The following is a 21,136-nucleotide window of genomic DNA, read 5'->3' as shown; positions in this document are numbered from 1 at the left end:
TACCATGGAGTCATGATGACTTCCCCAGACGTGACCGCAAATAAACCGGATACCACTATCGCCAGCTCAGAACTGCGATGGCTGGAGCAGCACACCGAGCACTTGCTGGTGGCGGTAGAGCATGAGCTACGCCAGGTGGGACCAACTGGCTTGAGTGAGCTGGAACTGATCAAGGCGCTTCAGGCAGAACCCTGGACGCTGATTGGTCGTGTCAACTTCCACGAACCGGATCAGCTCTACCCAGTGCATTTTCTGCTCTTTCACGTGCTCTACCGACTGCGGGACCAACTGGCTCCCGCCGGAGAATCCCTGCTGATTTCACCGTTGCGCCTGACTATCACCAAACAGCAAACCGTTGCCGGTGATGGATTACCGGGGGAAGAAGACAAACTCAGGGCGTTCTATCTGGATCTGTCCCAGTATCATATGCCCGAAGCAACCATCCACCAGATGATGGATGACTTCTGGCGCGGACAGTGCCGCACGCGGCCAAACCTGCCGGCGGTATCAGAGGCTGCCGGAACACTCGGTTTTACCGAACTGCCTGAACACTTCTCCCCGATCAAACAGCGATTTCGCAAGCTGGTGATGCAGGCTCACCCGGACCGGGGCGGCAATACCGAAGCAGTCCAGAAACTTAATGAGGCCTTTTCGGTCTTGAAAGCACACTACGCATAATCCATCTAACCGATATTCAGGACAGACGACGATCATGATCAAACGGTTTACGTTCCTTATGATGATCACCGCCCTCTCCATGGCGGGCGCCAGCGCAAGAGCGGATCTGGTGGTTCTGCAATACCATCACGTGGACGACAGCACACCGGCATCAACCAGTACCTCCCGGTCACTGTTTGAAGCCCAGCTGCAGATGATTGCAGACCTGGAACTGGAGGTGGTGCCCCTTCTGGAAGGTACCCGGCAGGCATTGGCCGGCGAGCTGGATAGCCGCCAGCAGATTGCCATCACCTTTGACGATGCCTATGAGTCCGTCTACAGCACCGCGGCTCCCCTTCTCGAACGTTTCGACATGCCCTATACGATTTTCGTGAATACTGATGCCATCGGTTCAAGGGGCTACATGACGTGGGATGAACTCAGGGAACTGGGTAGCCATGAAAGCGTGACCATTGCCAACCACAGCACAGACCATGGGCACCTGGCACGCAAGATCGATGAACCCGAAGCAGTATGGAAAGAACGGGTAACCCGCAGTCTTGATGTTGCCCAGAAGGTTCTCAAGGAAAGACTGGGCGTTGAAGAGCCCATGTTTGCCTATCCTTACGGCGAGTATGACCAAGCCCTGGAAGCCAAACTCTCGGACAGAGGCTGGTATGGCTATGGGCAACAATCCGGCGCGATTGGCCGTTGGTCCCACGATACGCGGCTTCCCAGGTTCCCCATGGCCAACCCATACGGCCAGCTTGGCAGCCTGAAAGACAAGCTATTGAGCAAAGGCTTCCCCGCCCCTGCCAAGGACATGCCGGATGGCATACTGGATAAGAACCCGCCCCTCCTGACCTTCCCACTGGGCGACAAGCTGGATGCCAACCGGCTCACCTGCTTTGCCACCGGCCAGGGTCGGATCGATTTTGATGTAGTAGATGGCGTTGTTCATGTGCAGGCACCCAAAGCGGGGCAAAGCCGGCGTTTTCGCTACAACTGCACCCACCCCGCCGGCCAGGGCAGCTTCTACTGGTTGTCACAACAATGGCTGGACCGGTCGAAACCCGAAGACTGAAAAGTTAATCCTCAAAGGTGGCGATACCGAACTCCCCGAACCGGACGTGTGGTATCGCCTTCGGTCCCTGGCGGGTTTCAACCACCGTTTGGGCCTGCAAATCCTGTTCGCGGGTATAAAGCAACAGCCAGTGCTCGCCCTGGCCCGGGAATACCGGCACCCAGGCTTCCAGATATCCTCGTTTGCGCCAGGTCTCAGGTGAGTAATCCATGACCAGATCGGTCACCAACCGGATTGGGCGCAAATCCTCGTCAAGAAACGCCAGGCTTGGAATAACAAGACCGTTGTGGTGATAACTTCGTATTCGGGCGACAAAGGCCGCTACAGAGGACCGCGCTGGCAGGGCGATCAACTGGAACGGTGATCGGCCGGTGTCAAAATCATTCTCCGGTGACGACGCTTCAAGCCGGACAGCAAACTCACGCCCGCCCTGCCAGGTCTGGCTGGAGCGGGATGGCAAGCTGTCACAACACTGGCGACTGAATGCATCAAACTCACTTTCAGGCTCCTGCTCGATGCCCAGTATGGCAAAGGCATCGGGATCGTAACCCTCCACCGGTTCGGCATAGCGGCCTTCACTCCGGTGATAAACGCTGGCCGGGCTCAGTTCCACTGGGGCGGCAATCAGGCCCTTCTCAACGTCGCTACGGGTGTCGGGCGTAAAATAGCTGACACGCACATTGCCGTCGGCATCCCGCCAGGTGAAATAGGGTTGTCGCTGACCCGGCCGAAGATTTCCGGCTTTGTTGAGTTCATCGCCATCGGGATAGCTGTCGAGGGTGTATTCTTCATCCGGCTCAAGCGCTGGTTCCTCCCGCTCGGCGGTGCGCCGGGCGCCCTCCGCCTGCGAAGATGTCGGCCTGGCTTCGGCGTCCGGAATGCGGGTGTACTGAACACGCCCCTGCTCATCCACCCATGAGAAATAGCCCTCCCGCTCCCCTGCGGGTGTTCCAGACGATTGGCACCCCATCATCACCATCGCTGCCATGAATGCCGTCAGGCATCTCAATTGAGCCGTTGTCATACCCGTTTCCCGCCAGCAACAATCAGAACTTGGTCCGGAAGCTCAGCCCCGCCATGACCACCCGCAACGAGGTTTTGATATCCAGCCCGGCATAGGGGTTATAGATGATATTGGTGATGTTGTCACAGTTCACGTTGCAGCTGGTATTGGCCGGAATGGTTTCAATGGACTGCAGGTAGGACAGGTTCATATCGATCTCGGTATTTTTGTCCCACTTGTACCCCATCCCGATGCTGTAGAGATTGGCGCCACCGAACGGTGCCATGATCGATCGCTGGTCATCGGGAATGACTGAGTCTCGAATCTCGACACCGGCCCGTAGATCCAGTCGTGATGACGCATGGAACTCAGCACCAAATGCCCAGTTCCACTGACTCTTGAACCCCAGCGGCAGTCGGAGAGTGTTTGGCGTTGCATTGTCGGGCGACAGAATCCGCGCCGCGTTCAGGAATTCCAGATTTCGGTCAAAGCGGAACACGAAGGCATCCCACTGGGCGTAGTCTGTCCAACCCACATCAGCATTCAACGTCAGTTTGGGGTGAACATCGACACTGATACCGGTCTGGAAATGCTGTGGGTAGACCAGATCCATGCTGACATTACCCGCTTCCCGGGGTGCCCCAGACGGCAGGCTCAGGATGGCAGAGGTAATAGCCCCCAATACCGAACCGTTAACACTCTGCCAGAAACCGGACCAGTCGTCGGTGTACTGGATCTCGAACGTCCCTTTGAGGTTCATGTCCGCTTCAGAGGTATAGCTTGCCCCCCAGCGAAACCAGTCGTTCGGCTCCCAGAGCACCCCCAGGGTGTAGGTTGGCGATATGGTTTCCTGAACATTGATGCTCAAAGCACCAATATCATCCCAGGGGCCCACGTTACCGCCACACAGGGCCAGCCAGGGCTGCAGGGGCTCATCGCCACTCTCACAGTTGAACGCATCCTGAAGCACTTCCGCAACACCCAACAACATGTTGGGGGCCCGCATATACTGATCGGCGGCAATACCCATGTGTGACAGGTGAATACCCGCACCCACCGACCACTGGTCATTGATTTCATAACCAACGCTTGGCGACAGATAGGTGGTGCGCTGCAAAGCCGTGGCCTGGGGTTGGTAACGGCCCGGATCATCCTTGTCCCGATAGAAACCTGCAGCCAGCGGCAGGTAGAAAGCGTTGGCAAAGGTCAGTTTTGACCCCGGAGGATTGATGCTGATGCCCGCTGACGGCGCAACCGCAGGGCCCGGTGGCGCTTTCAGAATCCCGAACCCCGGAACGTAGAGTGCAACATTGTTGGTATGACTGTGGGTATTGGCCACGGGATCCCGCTGTTTTCCCGTGTTCGGGTCGATTTCAAGTCCGTCGATACCGAAGATTTCATAACCATCCGGAGCAATAAAGTCGGCATCGATGTCCAGGTAAACACTCAGGAGGTTTACCTCAAGTTGCCGGTCTTTCAGTTTGGTCAGGCCCGCCGGATTATAATGGATGGCCATGACACCGGGTGGATCCGCTGTCACGGCATTGCCCAGCGCCAACGCCTTGGGATGGATGGTGAGATTCTGGGCAAGCTGCGCCTGTGCTCCACATGAGAGTGTCGCGGCGATGACGGCCCCCAGAAGCTGCTTTGTTTGGCTGAAATGTGCCATGAAATTCGTCCCTTCCCTTAAATCGTCTGCAGCTTCAATCACTCTTTGAGGCCGGAGAAATTAATGGGCAGGGATACACCCAGGGAGAAATCCGGAGCGTCTTCAGTCAGCCCGATGCCCAGGCTGGTGTTGACAATGGTGGTGTCACTCACCCGGGTACCCAGAGACATACTCAGAAATCCGGTCATCTGATCTTGCGCCACCGCCTGATCGCCATTTCGGAAGGTGAGCACGGTTTCGTCGCTGTAACTGAGCTGGGCTGAAATGCTCAGGGAAATGTCGTAAGACAGTGAGTAGGCAAAACCGGCGGAACCGGACAACCCGAAGCCGGGCTCAACCTTGGTCAGCAAGCGGGCGCCCCGGACCTGCTCCAGACCATCTTCTTCAATATTGTAGGTAGCACTGACCGAGCCGAAGACCACCACGGGATCCAGCACCTTGGACATACTGAGGCCGCCGCCGATGGAGTAATAACCACTTCCCGTGGACAGCTGCTCCTTGATGTCAATTTCATAAGGGCTGACACCGGTTTTTGAGGTCAAGGTTCCAAAGAAGGTGGTCGATACCTTGCCCGGCACGTAAGCGAACGGCTGCCAGCGGCCGGTAAAAGAGATGTCGCCGAAGTCATACACGGACAATTCGTCCTCGGTGTCGTATTTCACCACCAGGGGAATACGCGTGCCGATGGTCAGGTTATCCAGCAGGCCGTAGTCGTATGAGAAAGCGTTGGTGAAGTTGTGCGTGGCTGTGGGCACAACATCAAGATTCCTGACCGAACCATTGGTAATGGCTAGATCGAGACGCTGGTCACCGGTGTAGGAGTAGTCAAAGGAATAGTTCAGGGAGTGAGTGCCCTTTTTCTGCAGCGAATAGTTCTTTTCCGCCGCCTGGAACACTTCCTCCAGCTGCCTTGTGGCATCCTCATCGCCTTCCTGACGGGCCAGCGCTTCCCGCGCCTGATCAACATTGCCATCCTGCGCCACTGACATGGCCGGAAGCAGACCCGAGGCGGAAACAAGGATAAAGCCTCGCACTAACCAACGATTCATCCTGACTCCCTACTTTTATTGGTTTTATTCCTGTTCCGGGCTTACCACCCGAAAAATTAGTTGCGGCGGTAGTACAGCTGTTTTCGAGTATTCTCTACGCTGCCGTCCGGGTTGTTTTTCTGACGTTCGAGCACATTCTGGATACGTCTTTCGGTAGATTCATGGAATACAGGCATTTGCTGTAACGCCAGCAGGGTCATTGTCTGGTCATCCACAAATCGCAGATCTTCTTCTTTGAGTTCAAGGTTATCCAGCGGCTTGTCGCTACCCGGAAAAACGATAAACAGAACGTTGTCGTCCCATTTTTCTTCGAACTGATCGAGCGTGAAGGAGATGTTGCCAACGGCAGGATCCGCCAGGTATACCCGCCCGTCACGAATGGTCCTGAGCACCACAAAATGCTTGAAACCGGCGTGATCGATGGGAACGATGGCGGGGTGGTCCAGCTCCATGAGGTCATCAATCTTGGCCCGGAAGCCACCGGAGGGATAACCCAGGGCAGTGACCAGTCGTTTCATGTCCAACATTGAAAACGCCCGGCGCTGAACAATGCGCTCACTTTCACCGTAGTGGAGCAATCCTTCCATCACCTGACGTTCCGACAGGTTTCTGCCCAGATAGAAATTCAGGACGGTTGTCAGGGCCGCACTGCCACAGCTGTAGTCGTACGCCTGACGCACGATGTTACGGAATTTCTGTTCAACCAGAGGCTCAACGCGAACATCAGAACGTAGCAGCGCCGGACTGGTATCCACGTTCTGCTGGATAACAATCGTACCCCGATCAAACGGCTCAACCTCGGTGGCTTCCTGCACCATAGTGAACGTGAGAATGGATCCGGCCAGCACCAGCAGCATCTTGGAAAGTCCCTGTTTTTATTAGACGTGCAACTTATCGGGTTACATGTTGTTACGGTACGATACCGAAATCGCGACTGGCTTAAAGATAACTGTGCCTCAAATCTGTCGCTGCAGAAGGGGCCTGACATGGATGGACTGAGAACTGGTTCAAGGCTCAAGGTAGCCGGCAACACCCGCCTGTTCCCGAAGGTATCGGAAACAGGCAGGTGGGAAGGAAAACCGATGGGCAAGGTACCCCATCAGAGGGTAAAGACAATCCCGAGTAGCAGGTAGCTGAGCAGGGTAACAACGATGATGCCGATAATGTTCAGGGCAAAGCCGGCACGAATCATATCGGCAATTCGCATATGGCCACTGGAAAACACAATCGCGTTGGGCGGAGTCGCTACCGGCATCATAAAGGCACAACTGGCCGCGATGGCCGCAGGCACCGTCAGCAACAACGGCGACACACCCTGCGACATGGCCAGGGCACCCAACAGGGGCAGGAACGCTGCGGCGGTGGCGGTATTGCTGGTCACTTCCGTCAGAAAAATAATGACGGTAGCCACCAGAACAATCATAACCAGTGTCGGCAACTCCCCGGCAACACCAAGGCTTTGGGCAATCCACTCCGCCAGCCCTGAGCTACTGATAACACCCGCCATGGCCAGACCACCACCGAATAGCAGGAGCACACCCCAGGGCAGCTTGTTGGCCGAATCCCAGTCCAGCACAAACACCCGCTCGGCGGTGTTAACAGGAATAACAAACATGGCAATGGCAGCCGCAATCGCGATACCGGTATCGCTGAGCCACGGCATCAGGTTGGCGGACAACAAAGGCCGGAAAATCCAGGCGGCCGCCGTGACCAGAAACACCAGGGCAACCAGCTTCTCACCCCGGCTCATTGAGCCCAGTTTCGCTAGCTCATTCTGAATCATCTCCCCGCTATCTGCCGAGCCACCAATGCCAAAATCCTTCCGGGTCAGCCACCACCAGGCTAGCACCAGCATGACCACCGACACCGGTACACCCAGCAACATCCATTGGGCAAAACCCACGGAAATGCCTTGATTTTCGCTCAGGTACGCTGCCAACAAGGCATTGGGCGGTGTCCCAATCAGGGTGGCAATTCCGCCAATACTCGCCGAATAGGCAATGGCTAACAGCAAGGCGGTTGCATAGCGCCGCACACCCTCAGGGTTGGAGCTATCCATCATCGCCACCACAGACAAACCTATGGGCAACATCATGATGGCCGTGGCCGTATTGCTGACCCACATGCTGAGAAATGCGGTGGCCAACATGAACCCGGCCACCTGGCGCTTGGGCTGGTCACCCACGGCCCTGAGCGTAAGCAGGGCTATTCGACGGTGCAGGTTCCAGCGCTGCATGGCCAGCCCCAGGGTGAAGCCACCCAGGAACAGGAAAATGATCGGATTAGCGTAAGGTGACGTCGCCTGACCAATCGACCCCAGCCCCAGGGCCGGAATCAGAACAATCGGCAGCAATGCGGTCGCAGGAATCGGGATGGCCTCGGTTGACCACCAGGTGGCCATCAGCAACATCAGCCCCAGCGCCGCCCAAGCCTCCGGGCTCATGGTCTCCGGCGCTGGCACCAGAAGGGTGACAAGAAGAAACAGGACACCCAGGAAGAAACCGATAACCTGGCTTTTGGGTAAACCCCGAGGCTTGCTCTCCGAAGACTGCGTTGCTGTCATGTATTACCCCCTGGTTTGGGACGATGAACTGGCCTGCTCAATCAGCGGCGCAATCTACACAAACTGTGGTGTAGGGCAACACCTGCAAACGTCTGGGGTCAATTTCCTCACCACACTTCTCGCACTCGTCCCCAAGACCGTTGTTGATACGATCAAGGGCATGGGCAATCTGAACAAGCTCTGCCCGGGTTTCTACTTCCAACGAATCCACCACTTCGTCGTTCTGGGTCTGGCTAGCCTGCTCTTCAAAATCCTTGTCAAGGGCTCCGGTCTCCCGGCGCTGATGAGCCTGATAACGCACCAGCCTGGCTTCAAGGTCGGCCTTCAGGGTTTCAAGTTCAGATTTACGATTGCTCATGGCCATCTCCCGGCGGGTTGTTATTGGTCTATACCCTAGAGAATATGCTGAATCGGGGTTTGACGCCTGTCAAAATCGTGTCATTCCCCATACGGTAGACTAGCTGCTCAGTCATCCCATATACAAAGGAGTTGTATTAAATGAGTACAGATCTTTTCGAAAAAGCCAACCGCCTGAACCAAACCCTGTTCGCCCAGTTCAGCAAAGCTACCGAAATGCAGATGGAAGCCTTTCGTCGCTATGCCGACGTTGCCATGGATCAGGCCCGCAAGGTATCCGAAGTACGCGACCTGGATGGCCTGAAGCAGGTAACCTCCGAACAGGCAGAAACTCTCAAATCACTTAGCGAACAGTTCACCAGTGACTGGAAAGCCTGGCAGGACTATCTCACCGAGACCCGTGAGCAGGTGCAGAAAGTGTTTGAGGCCGAAGCCCCTGAAACCGCCAAAGAGAAAGCCCCGGCCCAGAAATCTGGCGGTAACAAATCCGCAGCCTGATTCATTAACAGCTGCAACGGTCGGATTGGCACTGCCTTTCCGACCTTTTTATATCTGTTGCCAGGAGGCGCCATGTTTGGTCTGGATTTGGTCAGTAAAACCGCAAACCAGTTGGTAAAGGCGTTCGATGACAATGTCCGCCAGGGCCAGCAACAGTTGGAAAAATGGCTCGGTGACACCGGCCTGGTAGACGACACCAAGCTTTCTACCCTGAGCGAGATGTCGGACGCCTATCGAACTATGGCTGAAGACCTTTTGCTTCATCCGTTGCGGTTTGCCAGCGCGGAAATTGACCTGGCCAAAAAGCACCTGGGCCTGGCCCGTTACACTCTTGCCCGCCTGACTGGCAAACCCGCTGGTCCGGTTGTTGAACCCGACCAGGACGACCGCCGATTTCTGGCCGAAGACTGGCAGAAACATCTGCCGTTCGACGTACTTCAGCAGGCCTACCTGATCAATTCGAAAGCCTTCCTGCAATGGGTTGAGAATATGGAGGGGTTGCCTGGCCCAAGCCGGGACCAGATGTTGTTCTACGCACGCCAACTGACCAGTGCGTTGTCACCATCCAATTATCCGCTGACCAACCCGGAAGTTCTACGTATTACCTGGGAACGCAAAGGCATGAACCTGGTTGACGGCATGCGCAACCTGGTTGAAGACCTGCGCCAGAACCCGAACCTGTTCAATGTGGGCATGACCGACCGCTCGGCGTTTGAAGTGGGCGGTAACCTGGCCACGACCCCAGGCAAGGTGGTTTACCAGAATGAGCTCATGCAACTGATCCAGTATACGCCGACGACCAAAACCGTCGCCCAGAGCCCGCTACTGATTGTCCCGCCCTGGATCAACAAGTTCTATATCCTGGACCTGACCGCCAGGAACTCCTTTATCCGATGGCTGGTAGACCAGGGCCAGACGGTTTTCGTGGTGTCCTGGCGCAACCCGGGGCCAGCGCAAAAGGACAAAGGCTGGGAAGATTACATGACCCTGGGGCCACTGGCTGCCATGGATGCCGTCAGAGAGGCAACTGGCGAGGAGCGGATGAACGCCATCGGCTACTGTATTGGCGGCACCCTGTTAGGCTCTACCATGGCCTGGCTCGAGAAAAAACAGCGCAAGCCAATTGTCAGCACCACCTACCTGACCACGTTGCTGGATTTTTCTGATCCCGGCGGTATTGGTGTATTTATCAACGACCACTCGATTCGTGGTATTGAACGCGCCATGGACAGGAAAGGGTATCTGGATGGCCGCGCTATGGCCTTTACCTTCAACCTGCTGCGAGAGAACGACCTGTTCTGGTCGTACTGGACCAATAACTATCTCAAAGGCCTGAAGCCCGCCGCGTTTGACCTGCTCTACTGGAACACCGACGGCACCAACCTGCCCGCTCGAATGCACAGCTACTACTTGCGGGAAATGTACCTGCACAACCGGCTGGTCGAGCCCGATGCCCTCAGCCTGGCTGGTGAATCTATCAACCTGGCCGAGATTCAGGTTCCGTCATTCTTCCTGTCTGCCCGCCAGGACCACATCGCCAAGTGGAAAACCACCTACGAAGGCGCCAAGGTTTACGGAGGCCAGGTCACTTTCGTACTGTCTGGTTCCGGACACATCGCAGGAGTTATCAATCCACCCTACAAGGAAAAGTACGGCTACTGGACCAACGACGACCTGCCAGCGGAAGCCGACGATTGGTTCCAGTCCGCCGAGCACCACCAGGGTTCCTGGTGGCTGCACTGGAAAACCTGGATAGCGAACTTTGAAGGCCCTCAGGTGCCAGCGCGGCAGCCCGGAGACGGCAAGCTTGACATCCTGGAGGATGCGCCGGGCAGCTACGTGAAAGTTAAGGCAGCGGAGGCCGGTCGTTGCTAAACTGGAGCGGTGATAAAACGCTGATAAAAACAGGATTATCGATGGCGCAGCCGCTCCCCATTTCCCGCATTATGTACAGCGGGCTTTTACTGCAATGTAGTCCTCAAACCAGTATTGCCGACGCAGCGGCGCGAATGTCGGAAAACTCCGTTAGCTCGATCCTGATCGCGGACCAGGACCACGTGATCGGCATCTGGACAGAACATGATGCCCTGGCACTGGATTTCAGTGACCCCGACCGGTTCAACCAGCCGGTCAGCACGGTGATGAGCTCTCCGGTTCTGACCTTACCCAGCACCATGGACGCCGGCCAGGCAGCCATCAGATTGAGAGACAGCGGCAAGCGACACTTCCTGGTCGTCGATGAAAATGAAGCGCCCGTTGGCATCTTGTCCCAGACCGACCTGGCGCTCAATCAGGGGCTGGAACCCTACCTGAAACTCCGGGAAGTCCGGGCCGTGGTTGCCCGGCCACCCTTGTTGGCCAATGGAACCCAATCACTCGCTGAAGTAGCCAGCCAGATGCACCATCACCACGCAGATGCGGTGGTGGTGACTTGTGGCGATGGTGAACTGGGCATCCTGACCGAAAGGGATATGGTGCGTTTTATCGCCCGCCACACCAGCAACACTCCGGTACATGAGCTGGCGACGCGCCCCCTGCTCACCGTCAACGAAGAAGACCCGTTGATCCACGCCCGGGATTTGCTGATTGATCACCGGATACGGCACTTGGCGGTGGTCAACCTGAGTGGTGAAGTGACCGGTCTGATCGGCTACCAGGATATGCTCGCTGGCGCCGAACAGATGTACCTGGATGACCTGCGGGAAGCGCTCGAACAGCGGGACCAGGCGCTGGCAAAGTCCCGCCGTACTCTGCAGCTGGCCGAGAGGGTTATCGAATCCTCGTTCGAAGGCATTATGGTGACCGACAAGGATGTCAGGATCGAGTTCGTGAACCCGGCCTTTACCCAACTGACCGGATACAGTCCGGACGAGGTCATCGGGCGCACACCAGAGGTACTATCCTCCGGCCGGCACGATGCGGAGTTCTACAAGCGCATGTGGCAGTCCCTGACAACCCATGGCTACTGGCGCGGTGAGATCTGGAACCGGCGCAAAACCGGCGAGCTTTACCTGGAACTCCTGACCATCACCGCCATCACTGATGATCACGGGCAGACCACACACTACGCCGGCCTGTTCACCGACATTACCCAGAATCGCAAGAACGAAGAGCAGATCCGCCAGCTCGCCTACTACGACGCACTCACCGGCGTTCCCAACCGGCGACTGCTGGAAGATCGTCTGGAACATGCCATACGCCACGCACACCGAAAAGACATGTTGCTGGCGGTGATGTTTATCGACCTGGACCGGTTCAAGGAGGTCAACGACACTCTTGGACATGCGGTCGGCGACGAGCTGCTGCTTCAGTTTACCGCCCGGGTACGCGATTACCTGCGTGAAGACGATACCCTCGCGCGGCTCGGCGGCGATGAGTTCATTGTGCTGCTGCCGGAGCTCGACAAGCTTTCGGACGTCACCCAGGTGGCGGAGCGGTTGATCGAGCTGAACAGGAAACCTTACATTATCAATAACGAAAGTATCCAGATCGGCTCCAGCATCGGCATCAGCCTGTATCCGGAGGATGGCACTACCGTTCAGGAGCTTCTAAACGGTGCCGATATCGCCATGTATCGTTCCAAACGCGACGGCCGGAACTGTTACACGCTGTTTGCGCCCAGCGCTGTCGAAAGCGCCTGATCAGCGGCGATCCAGGTAGCAACCCGGATGCCGCTCACACCATCAACTCGACAACAGCTCGATCGGATAACGAATGGTGGTTTTGTCTACCCCTGGCCGTGCACCAAAATCCACCAGCCGCAACCGGTTGCAGATTTTGTTCTCGAGTGCCGGTTCATTGAGCGTTGACTCCACTACCGAACAACTGGAAACCGCTCCATTTGGCTCAATGACCAGCTCTGGCGTGATACTGCCCTGGAGCGAAGGTTTTCGGCGCAACTCCCGATTGTAAATGCTGTAGATGGCGGACTTGTTGGCATCCATGGTGCGGCGCAGTTCCTCGCGGCTACGGGATTTCGAGGCAGTTTCCTGCTGCTCCCTGCGCACTGTCTCTTTTACCGCAGCCACACGTTCAGCCTCGGCCACCTCCACGCGCTTCCGCTCTGCCAGGGCGAGCTCACGGGTTTCCCGGGTCAAGGCGGTTTCGTTCACGCCACTACTGCGGGTGTTTTCAGTAGCGCGGGCCGCCAGGGTATCACCGGCCTTCCTGGCGATCGGCTCGGCGGTATTGGTAACCGGACTATCCAGCTTGACCGATTCCGCTAGCGAACTGATCTTCGAGAGCTCATTACCCATGGCCAGAATACCGGTGTTTTTCGCCTTTTCCCGAGCCTTGGCCACCTCTTCCGGCTTGGGTTCTGGTTCTGGCTTCTGAGCCACTTCCGGTTCTGGAACAACCGGCGTGGGAGCAGGTTCGGGTTTTGGCTCAGGCTTCGCCTGCTCCACCGGCTTTTCCTCAGGCTTTGGCGGCTCCGGTTCTGGCAACACCGGCTTGGGTGGCTCTTTTTTCTCAATAATCAGCTTCGCTAGCTGGGGCGGCAAGGCTTCCTGTTCCTGCCGATCCTGTTCCGGCAACTCTACCCAACTCACATAGCCCGCGAAAACCAGAAACAGGGGCACGACGACAACCGCCGCCGCCAACAGTCGCTTGCGCTCTCCCCTCTCCTGATTCCAGGGCAATCCGTAGCGATAATCCATTAGCCTCAGGCCCCCTGTTCCGTGCGCTGATTAACCGCCAGGGAAATGCTGGCAAAACCCGCATCCACACAGGTGGACATGATTTTCTTGAGCAGCTCGTAAGGAAGTTCCCGGTCCGCAAGTATGGTAATCGGGCGACCTGCATCCGGCGCTGGCGCCGACGAACGGCTGGCCTGGTAGTCGAGCTCCTGCTTCAGGGATGGCTCAACCTGCCCGTCGAAGGTCTGGAAGGCGTCACGTTTCACCACCAGTCGACCGTTTACCAGAATATCCCGGTCGGTCACGGTCAGTGCCAGTACATCACCCGGGGGTTGCTGGGCAGTGGAATCAGGCAATTTGATGGTGCTGTTCTGGTTGAGAACCTGTACATCAGACGACGAGTTCACCATCAGAAAGAACACGAGGATGGTGAAAATATCCATCAGCGACACAAGGTTCATCTTTCCCTGGCTCTTGTTGCGCCGATAGTGGCGCTTCAGACGGCGGGCCTTGGCGGATTCTTTCATGAACTCACCTCCGCGGATCCCGAGGCCTGGGCAGGCGCATCACCGAGCGAGATTTCGGGGAACAGTTCTGCCTCAACAACACTGCCAGCCACCACGGCTTCATAAGAACGCACGGTGTCCATCACGGAAACCAGTGACTGATAGGAGGTCTGCCGGGACGGCATGATGACCACATCCTTTTTGTCCGGCACACGGCTCTTGATTTCCTTCATGACATCCTTGAGCAGACCGAAATCATACTCACCCTCGCGCTGGGGGATGTTCTTGATAACCCCGCCCTGGTTATCCGCAACGACCAGCCGATCTTCATAGATCACCACCTGGATCTGCAGTTCTTCAGCCTGCTCTACCGACAAGCTCTCGCCGGTCGGGAAGTTCAGTTCCAGAACACTGGTGTGGGCAAACACCATGTTCAGCAGCAGTACCGGCACCAGCACAATCATGAGGTTCATGAATGGCGTGATGTCGAGATCGGCCTCACTTTGTAGGCGACGATGCTTCCGTCTCATGGCCTGATATCCTTCTGGCTGGTTATCAGGCCGGGCTACCGGCCGGAGTCGCTACCTGTGCCGGCGCGCCGACATTCTGGGGCTGTGGTTGGGCGCCGGGTTTATAGCCAGAGCCGTCGCTGAGAAGGTTCAGAACCTTGATGCCGGCCATCTCGAAGCTGTCGACGATCTCATTGGTCTTGGTCTGCAGCAGCGAGTGGATCAGCAGCATAGGAATGGCCGACATAAGGCCGAAGGCGGTGGTGTTCATGGCGACCGAGATACTCTGGGACAACAGGCTCGCCTTCTGGGCCGGGTCCGCTGCGGCTACTGCGGTAAAGGCGGCAATCAAACCGATAATGGTACCAAGCAGGCCCAGCAGCGTGGCGATGTTGGCCAGTGTTGCGAGGTACTGAGTGCGCTTCTCCAGACGGGGCATGACATCCAGCAGCCCCTCTTCCATGGCGTATTCGATTTCTTCGCGACCCTGGCGGCGGGCCAGGCGCTGAAGACCAAAGCCGATCATGGTCGACATGGCACTACCGGACTCCTGGGTATAATTCAGGGCCCCCTTCAGATCGCGCTTGGCAATCATCTGGTGTAGTCGGTTGAAGTCCCGACGGTTGGTCAGTTTCTGGGCGGAAAGGTAGACATAACGTTCAATGGCAACAATGAGTCCGACAATCAGCACAACGGCGATCGGAAACATAAAAAAGCCACCTTCCTGGAAGAAGCGAACGGCGGTATCGATCATTTTCTGGGCACTCCATGGTCCGGTTTTCAGATCAGTCTAAGCGCGTAACTCCCCTGCAAGGGTAAGTTCGCGAAAGTCTGTGTGAGGGTTTGTTTAATATTGCGCAGGAACACACTCGGGATGCGACAACCATCACAGTCTATTCCCCATCTGCTGCCTGGGTCTGGCTGATGAACGCTTCGTGGTACCTGATAAAACGCTGAAACTCGTAGCGCTCCAGGGGCCGAAGGCCCTGATCGACCATCAGGCGTTCCTCCGGCCCACGCAGCTCATCCACTTCAGGCGGCTGCCAGGGCACCAGATACATCACCGTAGGCACTTCCTGATCACCACGGATGCGTGTGCCCTCAATGGTCACAACGCCCAAGGTGTCCTGGGCGTATAGCATGGGCGCCGTGGGTATCAGGACGGTGACTGCGAGAGCGATTAGCGCGGTACGTTTCATATCACCTTTTCCACATCAGATTCTGTTCTTCGCATCGAAGATCCAGTCTTCCAGTCTCGGGTCCGGCTCGCTGGCAGCCGATTGATAACGCTCATAGAGTTCAACCGCATCCGCAGGTTTCCCCAGGTAGATATCAAACAGGAAAGCCAGATTAAGAATCGCGGGCGCATAATCCGGATCCGCGGCCAGCGCGGCGCGGTAATACCGTTCTGCCTCATCGAATTCTCCGGCGTGTCGGGCAATCACGCCCAGATGATTCAACACCTGGACATGTTCGGGATTCACCGCCAGCACACGCTCAAACCATTGTTTCGCGGTATCGGTCTCTTCTTCCTGGAACGCCATGATGCCAAGGTTTGCCATGGGTCCGGACTTATCGGGATAGTCCCTCGACAGTTGCTCGAACCGGGCCCTGGCGTCGGTAAGGTCGCCCTGCTCCATGGCCTGAACCGCTTCGCTGAATGAGGCGTCAAGGACAGCCTGCTCAGCTTGCCCACCAGACTCTGGCGGCGTTGGGGCTGTCACGCATCCAGCCAATGTGACGATCACCAAAAGACAGAGCCCTTCGGCCTTAATCGAGCTCATAGACAACCCCCGAGGTCACTTCTTCCTTCCGGTAACGCCCCGGCAACAGGACTTTCAGGGCCTCGTAGCTGCGCTGAACCCACTCATCGAATATGCCCTCCCGGGCCCGCCGGATGTTCTGCTCGTGAATATCGATGGCGTTGTCCTCAAACGGGTAGGCCTGTTCTTCCAGGAGTAGCTCGTACTGAGCCAGTTCAAGCTCGCTCAAACCGGTGGGGCGCTCCGAGTCCATCAGATCGGCACCAAGGCGTCCATAGATATGGGCGATCTGGTAACCCGCTTCGGTGGCAAACGACGAGAGGCCGTAGCTGGCTGTTTTCTTGTAGGCATTGACGGCCCTTTCGAGTGCATCGGTCTTTGCCGTCATGCTCTCGTTCAGAGGCAGCGTCAGGCGGATGCTGTCATATCGGGCAAGGGCATCGCGGGCGAGCATTGCAGAGGCTGATGCCGCAAGGTAACGCATGCGATCGTCAGATGCGTCCGGGCTTTGGTCCACTGTTTCCATTTGCTTGCGCAACCAGTAATCCCGTTTTTCTGCATCACCTTCTTCCTGATAGAGCTCAGCCAGTCGATTGGCTGCTTCCATGTAGACATCAGCGGGTTCGGGATGGCGGTTGGCGTATTTTCGCCAGGTGTCGATCGCCTTTTCCCGGTTGCCGGCCTGGTCGTACAATTCTGCTGCAATTAACAGATTTTCCCTTCGCTCTTCCGGCGTTGTCGCCAGGGTCACCATTTGCTGAAGTTCGTCGGCTGCCCGCTCCCATTGCTCGGTTTCACGGTAGGCCAGCGCCAGTTTTGCCGGGACCGTATCAATCAGTTCATGGTCCGGGAAAGACTGCCGGAAACTGGTCAGCACACCGATGGCCTGATCCCAAAGGTTGGCGGTGATAAGGAGGGAGGCAGCGTCATATTCCGCATTTGCCCGCAGGACGGATTCGGGAACAGTGGTGCCGACTCGCAGGAATTCGCTGACCGCAGCCTCCACATTGCCGGCATCAGCCAACTGCTCTGCCTGCCGATAGACAGCTGCGGCGAGATTTTCGCGCACCCCGCCCCTGCGTTCATCGTCTTCAGTCATTGTCGCCAAGGCATCTCGGTAAGCCTGTTCCGCCTCTGCGTATCGCGCCAGCTCGGACACACTGTGGCCATATAACAACAAGGCTTCGGTCGTTAATCTGGCCGGAGGCGCGGGCTGCCAGGTAACAAGGCGGGCCGCCATGTTGACGGTCTCTTCCCAATTGTTCTGGTCAAACTCCCGCTGCAACGCGATGTAGTACACCGCCGGAGCCCGAGGATCGCCCGGAAACGCGTTTGCAAACCTCAGTCGATTCAACTGCTGTAGCTCCCGATAGGCCACCTGCTCCGATACGGATTGGTTGCCCCATGTCTTTGCATATTCCCGGAAGGCCAGTACCGAAGCGTAACCTGCCTCAGCTGCCCGCTCGGGCACCCTGTCATCGGGGTAGTCATAGGCAACCCGCTCAAACGCTGCGATGGCGGCCGGCCAGTCTTCCAGCTCCAGATGGGCTTCACCCAGGAGAAAGAGACGCTCAGGTGTACGGGGATGATTCGGGAAGGTAGCCGCAAACTCGGCGTAATAACTGGCAGCTTTGCGGTAGTGATCGTCGGCCTGCTGATCACCCGTGGCTTCCCCTGCCAGCAGGTACTGACGGTCTGCCAGTTCTGGCAACAGCTGTTCCAGTTGCTGTTCGATAAAAACGATCGCATCGGGGCCCGCTGACTGCCAGTAATCGCTGTAGAGTCCGTAAAGGCTGACAAAGCCGGCCTTTCGTTCAGGGATGGTGCCGGTGAAGCCGGCCAGCTCCAGGGTATCGATAATCCGGATGTGGTAGCGCGGTGCCCAGGGGCTTGCCGGATGGTCTTCTATAAAGGCTTCAAAGACATCAATCGCGTCACTGTATTGTTCCCGCTCGAGCAAGAGCTCGCTGTAGCGGTCGTAGACCAGTATTTCATACGGACGCCCACCCGTCTGACGGAACAGCGCCTGGAGTGTTTCCGCACCGTCGAGGTAAGACAGTGACAGCCCCACCACCCTGAACAGATCTTCGATAAGGGTCTGGTTCCGCTGATCCACATCCGCAACCGGTTGCCCCTCAGGCATCACCAGATCAAGCACCTCCACATAACTGAACAGGGCTTCCTGGTATTGCGCCTGCTTGAACAGGCTCCAGCCTTTCATGTAATGGGCGTTCACCAGAAACGAGGCGTCGGCCATGCGTTCCTGGCTGGCCTGGGTCACCTCGTCAAACGCCCGCTCAGCATCCCGGTACCGGCCGTCAATAAACAGCAGATCGCCGCGCCGGAACTGGGCTTCAATCCAGTAGTCCGAATCGGGGTAACGTTGAACCAGGGTATCCAGGGCATCAAGCTGTTGAGGCGTCGCACCCCGAAGCTCCCAGGCCCTGGCAAGCTGATAGTAGATCTGATCATTGCCTTCGCGCTGTGGATATTCCGACAGAAGACGCTGGTAGGCTTCAATAGCATCAGAAAGCTCATCCACGGCGGTATCGGCCATTTTACGCTCCGCCCGCTGGAACTCCAGATCGGCCAACCGATGCCGGATGGTGACCTGCTTCCGGGGATCGTCCACAAGGGGCAAAAGTGCCTTGTAACTCTCCACCACCGTCTCGATGGAGACATCGCCCGCCGGGTCGCTACCAGATTCACTACTGTCACTGGCTTGCCGGGTTTCGGTCGCCGGAAGCGCTGCCAGAGTGCCCTCACGGACCCGGGGCATTTCCTCGTTGCCGGCTGGCATCATTGACTGCAGCATCTGGCAGCCACTGGCCATGATAAGGGTCCCGGCGATGACAAGTCCTTTCACGATCTTTCCAGGCATCCGGTTACTCATCACCGGCTCCTGCGCTTTGCGATGCACGGAATAGCTGGTCCGCCAGCCTCGCCTGGGCATGACGGGAAGCCAACAGATAACCGTTAAGCTCCTCCTGCTGGGCGACAAGCATTGTGTCTACCTGGCTCAAGAGGGCTTGCCGGGCCTTCCCCAACGCATCGGCAACCTCTGCCCCGAGGGTCGCGAGTTCCCGTTCACTGGAAGCGATGCGTTGGGCCAATTCAGCATGGCGGGCGTCGTCGGCCATCAGTTTTTCAACCCGCTGCCGCTGGGCCTGAAAGCGATCCATTTCGCGATCCAGCTCCCGCAACTGTTTTTGCGCCGCCCAGCGATTCACGCCATAGTCATCCGCAACCCACCAGTCGAAGTAGGCGCGCATCCTCTGATAGGTCGCACGCTGGCCGGCCGTGGTCGTGTCGTCGGGCAAGCCCGCCAGAGTTTCTTCAACGTCATCGAGCTTGTCTCTCAGTGCCTTCTGTTTCGAGGTCATGAAGAACCCGGCGTCTTCTTCCGTCAATGCCCTGGAAATCTTCTCATTGAATTCCTGGTGCAACTGCTGCCATTGGTCCGCCTGCTGGTTTTCCAGCGCCCGACGGGTTTGGGCAATTCGAACCTGGCGCTGTTGTTCACGGGTTTCCAGCATGATCCGGAAGGATTCGAACCGTGACTGGCGTTCGGCGATGAAGGACTGCATCCGGTAGAGCTCGTTCAATTCGGCAAGAGCCTGCTGGAAGGTTTCCGAAGCCAGCACTTCGGCCATGCCGAAATCGACTGGCTGTACCCGCAGCCGTCCATAGGAATCGGTGAGAATCCCGTCGCTATCACGGCTGAAATCGAGCTGGGCCATCAGGCTCTCTTCACTGAGTCTATCCCGGATCTTGTCGAGCTCCTCGATACGGGACTGGTAATGGTCGGCTGCCTTTTGAAAAGCGGGCAGTGCACTCTCGGGCCGGTTCATTTGCTCAAGCACATAGGCCCGGGCAAACGGTACCTGTTGGCGCCAAGGCAAAAACAGCTCGCGCTTCGCGAGGGTATCGAGAGCATCAAGTGCCCGCTCCGGCCGGCCCTGCCCGGCCGCGGCTACGGCATAGTCAAACAGGGCCTGATCGGCGAACACCCCATTCAGGGGCATTTCCCCAAGAACCCTCAGGGCTGCGTCGAACTGGTTACCCCTGAGATACAGTCGGGCAAGTGACAGGCGGGCCCGGCTCATGAGTCCCTGGCGTTCGGCCTCTGGTTCGTCAAAGTCGGTAGACTGATCAATGAGGGAGATGAGTGCCTGCAGTTCCGCTTCGGCCGCAACAGCGTCCCCTGCAGCCAGGGAGGAAACGGCCGAATTGTACCGCAGGTAAAGGGACCAAATATCAGTGTCTTCCAGCTGCGCCTGGAGCGACGCCAGTTCCGTTTCGTCTCCGAGCCTGGCCGACATCATGGCCAGTCGGGCTTGCAGATAAATCCACTCACGGAACAGGTCGTGGTTGGCCCTGGCCAGTATGTCGCCATTCACGCGCTCCAGATTCTCGCTGGCCAGCTCATGGTCACCTTCCAGGTAGAACACCTTGCCCAGGTAGAACCAGGCCTGATTGCGGACATCGGCCGAAAGCGTGCTGCCGGCGCCATCAGCACCGAGTAATTCCGTGAACAATCGGCTGGCCTCACGGGCCATGCCCCAGGACAGCATGAGTCCGCCTTCAACCAAATCAGGGTGATCACCATGCCCTTCAATGCCGCCTTGTTCCCGGGCAACCGCCAGCTGGGTCAGAGCCTCAAGGGCGTTGCCTTGATGGTATTCATAAAGTGCCCAGCCGTACCGAAGGTCGTGGGCACGCTCGGGTTGGGGCTGCCCGGCCTGAATCTGGGTTGGCGCAATGATGGTCAGCCACAGCAAAGCGCCCGTAAAAACTATCGGGCGTCGACCTGACGGCTGGCTTACTTTCAATCCCACGGC

Annotated in this window: 19 protein-coding genes; 5 read left to right on the top strand and 14 right to left on the bottom strand. The window is 57.2% G+C overall.

Annotation, left to right across the window (positions count from 1 at the left end; genetic code table 11):
* The first annotated feature begins 15 nt into the window (after positions 1–15).
* Together C7H10_RS15300 and C7H10_RS15295 are read left to right on the top strand one after the other, a co-directional pair.
* The gene (locus C7H10_RS15300) at positions 16–678 is read left to right on the top strand and encodes a DNA-J related domain-containing protein (RefSeq protein ID WP_106695550.1); all 663 of its coding nucleotides are present in this window, start codon (positions 16–18) and stop codon (positions 676–678) included.
* A gap of 34 nt (positions 679–712) precedes the next feature.
* A complete protein-coding gene (locus C7H10_RS15295; protein ID WP_106695549.1) occupies positions 713–1,741 on the top strand; it encodes a polysaccharide deacetylase family protein in 1,029 nt (342 codons plus the stop codon).
* Between the two features lie 4 nt (positions 1,742–1,745).
* Here the strand turns inward: C7H10_RS15295 and C7H10_RS15290 are convergent, their stop codons facing one another.
* The 6 genes from C7H10_RS15290 to C7H10_RS15265 all read right to left on the bottom strand — a co-directional run bounded on the left by C7H10_RS15290 (position 1,746) and on the right by C7H10_RS15265 (position 8,383).
* Entirely contained in the window at positions 1,746–2,765 is a 1,020-nt protein-coding gene (locus C7H10_RS15290; protein ID WP_106695548.1) for a MalM family protein, read from the bottom strand.
* A gap of 22 nt (positions 2,766–2,787) precedes the next feature.
* A complete protein-coding gene (locus C7H10_RS15285; protein ID WP_058089516.1) occupies positions 2,788–4,413 on the bottom strand; it encodes an OmpP1/FadL family transporter in 1,626 nt (541 codons plus the stop codon).
* 38 nt (positions 4,414–4,451) lie between these two features.
* Positions 4,452–5,462 (bottom strand): flagellar protein FilC, encoded by a 1,011-nt coding sequence (locus C7H10_RS15280; RefSeq protein ID WP_106695547.1) that lies wholly within the window; start codon positions 5,460–5,462, stop codon positions 4,452–4,454.
* A gap of 56 nt (positions 5,463–5,518) precedes the next feature.
* A complete protein-coding gene (locus tag C7H10_RS15275; protein WP_058089514.1) occupies positions 5,519–6,319 on the bottom strand; it encodes a C39 family peptidase in 801 nt (266 codons plus the stop codon).
* 242 nt (positions 6,320–6,561) lie between these two features.
* Complete coding sequence (locus C7H10_RS15270; protein ID WP_106695546.1) at positions 6,562–8,025, bottom strand: SLC13 family permease; 1,464 nt, start codon at positions 8,023–8,025, stop codon at positions 6,562–6,564.
* A 37-nt stretch (positions 8,026–8,062) separates the two neighbouring features.
* On the bottom strand, positions 8,063–8,383 hold the full coding sequence (locus tag C7H10_RS15265) for a TraR/DksA family transcriptional regulator (protein WP_106695545.1): 321 nt from the start codon (positions 8,381–8,383) through the stop codon (positions 8,063–8,065).
* 140 nt (positions 8,384–8,523) lie between these two features.
* Between C7H10_RS15265 and C7H10_RS15260 the strand changes: the two genes are divergently transcribed.
* From C7H10_RS15260 to C7H10_RS15250, 3 genes are all read left to right on the top strand, one after another.
* Positions 8,524–8,880, top strand: coding sequence for a phasin family protein (locus C7H10_RS15260; RefSeq protein WP_106695544.1), 357 nt, complete (start codon positions 8,524–8,526; stop codon positions 8,878–8,880).
* Between the two features lie 72 nt (positions 8,881–8,952).
* Positions 8,953–10,755 carry a PHA/PHB synthase family protein gene (locus C7H10_RS15255; protein WP_106695543.1) on the top strand — a complete coding sequence of 601 codons (1,803 nt, stop codon included), beginning with the start codon at positions 8,953–8,955 and terminating at the stop codon, positions 10,753–10,755.
* A 41-nt stretch (positions 10,756–10,796) separates the two neighbouring features.
* Entirely contained in the window at positions 10,797–12,521 is a 1,725-nt protein-coding gene (locus C7H10_RS15250) for a diguanylate cyclase domain-containing protein (RefSeq protein WP_106695542.1), read from the top strand.
* Positions 12,522–12,563: 42 nt separating this feature from the next.
* On the opposite strand, the gene C7H10_RS15245 is transcribed toward C7H10_RS15250, so the two are convergent.
* The 8 genes from C7H10_RS15245 to C7H10_RS15210 all read right to left on the bottom strand — a co-directional run bounded on the left by C7H10_RS15245 (position 12,564) and on the right by C7H10_RS15210 (position 21,133).
* Positions 12,564–13,538 (bottom strand): AgmX/PglI C-terminal domain-containing protein, encoded by a 975-nt coding sequence (locus C7H10_RS15245; protein WP_106695541.1) that lies wholly within the window; start codon positions 13,536–13,538, stop codon positions 12,564–12,566.
* A 5-nt stretch (positions 13,539–13,543) separates the two neighbouring features.
* Positions 13,544–14,044 (bottom strand): ExbD/TolR family protein, encoded by a 501-nt coding sequence (locus tag C7H10_RS15240; protein WP_106695540.1) that lies wholly within the window; start codon positions 14,042–14,044, stop codon positions 13,544–13,546.
* Positions 14,041–14,553, bottom strand: a complete 513-nt coding sequence (locus C7H10_RS15235; RefSeq protein ID WP_106695539.1) for an ExbD/TolR family protein — start codon at positions 14,551–14,553, stop codon at positions 14,041–14,043. Before C7H10_RS15235 ends, C7H10_RS15240 begins: the two co-directional genes overlap by 4 nt.
* Positions 14,554–14,578: 25 nt before the next feature.
* Positions 14,579–15,286, bottom strand: a complete 708-nt coding sequence (locus tag C7H10_RS15230) for a MotA/TolQ/ExbB proton channel family protein (RefSeq protein WP_106695538.1) — start codon at positions 15,284–15,286, stop codon at positions 14,579–14,581.
* 139 nt (positions 15,287–15,425) lie between these two features.
* Positions 15,426–15,731 carry a hypothetical protein gene (locus C7H10_RS15225; RefSeq protein ID WP_106695537.1) on the bottom strand — a complete coding sequence of 102 codons (306 nt, stop codon included), beginning with the start codon at positions 15,729–15,731 and terminating at the stop codon, positions 15,426–15,428.
* A 15-nt stretch (positions 15,732–15,746) separates the two neighbouring features.
* Positions 15,747–16,316, bottom strand: a complete 570-nt coding sequence (locus tag C7H10_RS15220; RefSeq protein ID WP_106695536.1) for a tetratricopeptide repeat protein — start codon at positions 16,314–16,316, stop codon at positions 15,747–15,749.
* Positions 16,303–19,188, bottom strand: coding sequence for a tetratricopeptide repeat protein (locus C7H10_RS15215; protein WP_244178300.1), 2,886 nt, complete (start codon positions 19,186–19,188; stop codon positions 16,303–16,305). Before C7H10_RS15215 ends, C7H10_RS15220 begins: the two co-directional genes overlap by 14 nt.
* Positions 19,181–21,133 (bottom strand): coiled-coil domain-containing protein, encoded by a 1,953-nt coding sequence (locus C7H10_RS15210; RefSeq protein WP_106695535.1) that lies wholly within the window; start codon positions 21,131–21,133, stop codon positions 19,181–19,183. The genes C7H10_RS15215 and C7H10_RS15210 overlap by 8 nt, the downstream gene beginning before the upstream one ends.
* Between the last annotated feature and the right edge of the window lie 3 nt (positions 21,134–21,136).

It is taken from the genome of Marinobacter shengliensis (genome assembly GCF_003007715.1).
Lineage (GTDB): Bacteria > Pseudomonadota > Gammaproteobacteria > Pseudomonadales > Oleiphilaceae > Marinobacter > Marinobacter shengliensis.
Note: the sequence above shows the minus strand (reverse complement) of the source record. Positions and strands in the feature narration are given on the sequence as shown.